The 2,559-nt window shown below is 32.8% G+C and carries 3 protein-coding genes and 1 pseudogene; 1 reads left to right on the forward strand and 3 read right to left on the reverse strand.

The genetic code is table 11. The features are described from left to right. On the reverse strand, nt 1-610 hold a 610-nt coding region (locus tag V6137_RS20800; protein ID WP_425449868.1), incomplete at its 3' end, for a hypothetical protein. A 322-nt stretch (nt 611-932) separates the two neighbouring features. On the opposite strand from V6137_RS20800, the pseudogene V6137_RS20805 reads away from it, so the two are divergent. Next, nucleotides 933-1,097: pseudogene (locus V6137_RS20805) on the forward strand (IS256 family transposase); the annotation flags it as partial. 338 nt (nt 1,098-1,435) lie between these two features. On the opposite strand, the gene V6137_RS20810 reads toward V6137_RS20805, so the two are convergent. Next, nucleotides 1,436-1,780, reverse strand: a complete 345-nt coding sequence (locus tag V6137_RS20810) for a hypothetical protein (protein WP_425449869.1) — start codon at nt 1,778-1,780, stop codon at nt 1,436-1,438. Nucleotide 1,781: 1 nt separating this feature from the next. After that, nucleotides 1,782-2,559 (reverse strand): hypothetical protein (locus V6137_RS20815; protein ID WP_425449870.1); only part of this gene is annotated, 778 nt, incomplete at its 5' end.

The following is a 2,559-nucleotide window of genomic DNA, read 5'->3' on the forward strand; positions in this document are numbered from 1 at the left end:
CAAATTTTACAACTGCTCCTACTACTGCTGCTCCTGCTCCAAATGTTGAAGCTGTTAAAGCTACTGCCGCTGTTGCTGCTGCTACCACCAATAATGCTTTTCCTACATTTTTAAATAGTTTACCCCAGCTAAATCCAGGTGGCTCTACCTCCTTAGGTGCATCATCAAACTTTGCAAAGGTAGTAGCATCCCTTCCCCTTAACAATACATTCTCTGATAAAAAGTGAAACTCACTTTCTACTGTAAAACCATTACTCTTTTTACTTCTACTGACTATTATCTGGCTAGTGGCTTTTATCCTTATACTCTTTGGAGTATATAAGGATATATCATCCTTTGCCCTTAGTATTATCTTTTTATAGCTTGATATCTCTACTCCTGTGTCATCATTTATGGCTATCTGTAGTGGATTATTAAAGTTTCCTACTATATTTATTGCTTTAGGGGTTATTTCCCATTGGTTTTTATGTTCTGTTTCAAAGTATCGTATTTCTGGGTTCGCTGTCTTTTTACAGGTGTCTCCATTTTTACGGACACTTTCTATTACCTTTCCATCCTTTTCTTCAGATGTGGGAAGATATAGGCTGGCATAGGTTTCTAGCTTTGGCATACAGTACATTACATTTCCTGTTCTAGGGGCAAAGGGAAACCAATATGCCTTATCCTTTGGTTGCTTTTCATCTATATTTAGATGAAGCTTTACCAGTTCTTCTTTAGTGTCTAGTACTTTTCCCTCTAAAGACAGTCCATTTAATTTATCGTTATATATTTGTCTTTGGTATATTCCCTTTTCCCTTGATAGCTTGTACTTAAATGTTACAGTACTTTTTATTATTTTTGCCTTTACTTCACTTATTATTAGACTCTTTCCTTTAAATGTTACTTTGTCTCCTATATTGTACCTTTCATAACTTTCTAATATGTATTAGAAAAAGTCTATATCTGTATTTCCTTCAAATCAAGCCCTTGAGAAGATGCTTTACTTATCAGCTCAAAATGTAATGAAGAAGTGGACTCAGCGCTATAGAAACTGGGAGTTAGTTCTTAATCAATTAATGATTATCTTTAAAGATAGAATAAAACCATATATTCTATAGAGAAGTCATTTTAACCTATTCAAATTAGCATATAGCTTTATTAAACTAAATATAGTCGCAGACTTCTATATTTTTAAGACACACTTCCCTATTATAGTAATTATTGCTAAAATTATAAGATTTTATGAATACAACCTTACAACTTTGGCAATTCTATAAACGAAGTCAATACAAATTAAATTGATTTACAATTGAATTAATTATTGTCAGAAGGGAAATGTTTTATTTCCTAAAGCACAAAGTTATTTACAGACTCCACAACCATTTACAATCCCACTCCTTTTACTACATATACTACCTTACAACAAAGGATAAGACCTTATTATATATAATATACTTTATTCTTCAATCTCCTCTATATATTCTAAAAATAAATCTTGCAACTCATTATCCGTATCAATATTATCTAAATACAATTTAGGTTCAGTATCACATCCATTAAGTGTACTACTTCCATCAATTATCCCTAACATACTTGAAATAGTATCTATCATTACTAATTCTATGACTCCCATTAATTCTTCCTTCTTATCTTCGGTTAGATTACCATAAAGCTGTAATGCACTTATCCAATACTTGTCAGTAACATCCTCTATATTGGTATTATCGAGTAGCTCTTTGTATTCGTTCTTTCCTTCTTGAACTATAGTTTTGTAAAGACTTCTAATGAAAATTTCCTTCATTCTACTTCCTCATTTCTTTATATAGTTTTTTATTCATCTCAATTAATTCTTGCAATTTAGAATTTGGAATATCAGGATAAACTCTTCTCAATTCCATTATATCTCTTGTAAGCAATTGTCTTGCATTGGTTATTCCTTTAGTGCTTCTCGAAACTATTCCTCTGACTGGATGCCTTTTTGTATGCCCTATTCTAGGAACATTTATTGCTGGTGCAGTCATAGAGTCATAACCTTCAACTAACTTTTTCATAGCTGCTTTTTGTCCTGCATGATGTGCATCAAGACCTTTAACTCCTTTTATATCTTTATAAGCACCGACTTGGTATTTAGCATTACCCGTCCCCTTAGTAGACTTAGAAACAGGAACATCTAAATCTCCACCGCCAATATAATCTATTTCAGTAGGACTCTTTAATGTACCATATTCCTTTACAATCTTATAATTTTTACCCGTCCTAACAAGTCTATCTATTTGTTTTTGACCTGCTCCAAACAAACTTGCTGCATATACACTATTATCTCCTGATTTTTTCCAAACGTCATAGAATAGAGCGCCTTCTTCCTTTGTCTTTTTCATAACTTTCTTTGCTCTATCTACACTTTCCTCTACAAAATTACCTATCTGTTTCTTTCCTTTTGTTAGCCAATCGCCTACTTCTTCTCTACCTTTTTTAGTGAATACTTTTCTTGCACCCTTTGGTACAAACTCAAAGACACCAGAAAGCCCTACTGTAAATAATCCATCTGTTAAGGCTTCTTTTACACTTATCCCTTCACCT

Origin of the sequence: Dethiothermospora halolimnae (genome assembly GCF_037577855.1) — a bacterium.
Classification (GTDB): Bacteria; Bacillota; Clostridia; order Tissierellales; family VENL01; genus Dethiothermospora; species Dethiothermospora halolimnae.